Raw genomic sequence first — 2,875 nt, forward strand, 5'->3', positions numbered from 1 at the left:
TTGATGCATCGGCCCCTCGCCGTCACTGTAAAAACCTTCCCCAGAGTCGGTTCCCATTAGGAATTCGCCACCGGGTAGATAAATCATGTCGGAGGTTAGATTTCTCGGCGCATTGTCGTGTTTACAACTTGAACTCGTAGCAACACTTGACGATCCGTTTCGACTTGGCGTGCAACAGGAGGTCGTTTTCGTTTTCAAGTTTTGCACCTCATGAGCGGATTCTTACTTCACACGCAACTCTTCAATCGAAACCCTGCGTTGTCCACTTCGAGCCTTCCTCTCGGACGGTCTTATCGAAGGAGCCGCTTCCCCGGCTTCCATCATCCTTTGCCGCAATCGTTCCCTTAAATGCTTTGTGACTTCCTCATATGATTCAAGCCCTATCAAATTCGTTAACTCATACGGATCGGCATGTAAATCGTATAAAAATTCCTCCACGTATTGTTCGGAGCAGGAATCCTGCCACCCGTCTTTGTGCGGCGCGACAACGCTATACTTCCAGCGCTTGGTGCGAATGGCCCGGCCAACCTGGGACTCGCTGATTTGTACAAAGACTTCCTCAGGCCAGTCCGTTTTGTTCCCCCTGAGTAAAGGCATGATGGACCTGCCCTGCATCTCGTCGGGAATTGGAATTCCAGCGGCGTCCAATAAAGTCGGAGGGAGATCGACCAAGCTGACCAACTCGCGCACCTGGCCTCCGGAATCAAACCCCGGACCGATGATGGCCGTCGGTACGCGAATGGAACTGTCATGGCAGGAACGCTTGTATTCGGCGTTTCTCGTTTTAAAGTGACATCCGTGATCGGACGTAAACAACACAATCGTATTCTCGAGCATCCCCAAGCTCCGTAAAGCGTCCAACAGCCGCCCGAGCGCCTCATCGAGTTTTTTCACCATCCCGTAGTAGCCGCCCAAATGCTGGGGAGCACTTCCCCCCAAGGCCGCCAAATCGGGAGGCGTCCATCGCCCAGCGTATCGTTCCTCGTAACCTACGGGCGCGGGATAATTATCCAGGTGATTTTGATGATGAGGCTCCAAAAACGAGAGAAACAGAAAGAACGGAGAATATTTATGCTCATCAATATAGCGAATGGCCGCATCGGTTAACGCATCCACACGGTATCCGGGTAATTTCACGGGTTCATTGTCGTTGTTGTACACAACCGTGTCGTAGGCATCTGAGGAATGCTCCAAGGCGTTTGCGGCCAACCAGTATTCGTAGCCGCCACGCTGATCTTCGGGAACCGGTTCATCTTTGGCCAAATGCCATTTGCCGATGTAGGCGGTTTGGTAGCCCGCCTCCCGAAAATAATGGGCTAAGGTCTTGCGCTCTCTGGACAACGGGATACCGTTCCGATAGACTCCCGTCATCGTCGCGTACTGGCCAGTTTGCAGGGACGATCTGGCTGGTGCGCAGACGGGTTGACAGGTAAATGAGTGGAACACATGTGTCCCCTCGCGTGCCATCCGGTCAAAATTCGGTGTCAAATCGAGCGGGTTGCCATGGACACCGGTCGTGTCCCACCTTTGTTGATCCGTAAGAAAGACAATCACATTTGGTCTGTCAATGTCTCTTGTCAACCTCATTTCACTCCTATTCAATTTTACTATGACTCCCTATGTCCTCTTGAAAGGTTTCTGCTACTCTATGAGTCGACTCTGATACATCCTTTTTGTAGGTCTCTGCAGTCCAATAGGTTGAGACTAAGGACAACAGTGCAACAATAACTAAGAACAACGCAACAAGCCAAGGTCTTCCATCTTGTGCCGCAAGAAGAGAAGTACAAATAAGAGGAGTTAATCCTCCTAAAATTGATGTGCCTTGATAGGCGACGGAAAGCCCGCTGTATCGAACTTCGGTGCCAAGTTGTTCAGTGAAAAGAACTGTCTGTACACTCCCCATTACGAACGTACCAAACACGAGTCCCAAAATAATCGCCAACCAGGCCATCGCCATCGATCCGGTGTTTAGTAACCCGAAAAACGGGAAGGCAAAAATTGCTATAAATAACGAGCCCGCCATATAAACGGGGCGACGACCAATATGGTCGGACAATAATCCATAGATTGGCTGAATAAATATTCCTATTAGAGAGGCAATCAAGAGAGCTGGTAGTACATCACTTTGTGTCGTCCCAAAGCGCATACTTGCATAGGTAATAACGAAGACATTGAAAATATTAGAGGATACTGCTTCCGCCAGGCGAGCCCCAGATATCAGGAAAATAACCCTCGAAAAGTTCCTAAACAATTCTATAATAGGCACTTTGGATTCCGTTTTGCTTTCCTTCATCTGGTGAAATATGGGTGTTTCTTCAATACGCAATCGTATAACCCACCCTATAATGAGCATAACGATACTAACCAGAAAGGGCATACGCCATCCCCAAGTTAAGAATTGGTTCTGTGGTAACAACGAGAATAAACTGAACATTGTCGTGCCCAGTAACATTGCGGCTGGACCTGCCGTCTGGGGAAAGGCTGCCCAGAAGCCGCGTTTATCTCTTGGAGCATGCTCGATTGTCATTAAAGCGGCTCCTCCATACTCGCCCCCGATTCCGAAACCTTGTAACAGTCTTAAAAACATAAGCATAATAGGCGCCCAAATGCCGATAGATTGGTACGTAGGTAAGCAACCGATGAGGACTGTGCAAAGCCCAATGATATTGAGCGTTAAAACAAGCATAGACTTCCGCCCTAACTTGTCCCCAAAATGACCAAAAATAATTCCTCCGATAGGACGAGCGATGAAGCCGACAGCAAAAGTTGCAAACGAAAGTGCCGTACCTACAATCGGATTGTAAGCCGGAAAAAATAACTTGTTGAAAACTAAAGCAGCGGCAAGTCCATAAATATTGAAATCATACCACTGGCC

Annotated in this window: 2 protein-coding genes; both read right to left on the reverse strand. The window is 48.7% G+C overall.

What is annotated here, in order from left to right:
• Window positions 1-222 precede the first annotated feature (222 nt).
• Window positions 223-1,581 carry a sulfatase family protein gene (locus ASH01S_RS17375; protein WP_245629149.1) on the reverse strand — a complete coding sequence of 453 codons (1,359 nt, stop codon included), beginning with the start codon at window positions 1,579-1,581 and terminating at the stop codon, window positions 223-225.
• A gap of 13 nt (window positions 1,582-1,594) precedes the next feature.
• A partial coding sequence (locus ASH01S_RS17380) for an MFS transporter (RefSeq protein ID WP_067929694.1) occupies window positions 1,595-2,875 on the reverse strand: 1,281 nt, incomplete at its 5' end.

The organism is Alicyclobacillus shizuokensis NBRC 103103 (genome assembly GCF_001552255.1).
GTDB classification, from domain to species: Bacteria; Bacillota; Bacilli; order Alicyclobacillales; family Alicyclobacillaceae; genus Alicyclobacillus_G; species Alicyclobacillus_G shizuokensis.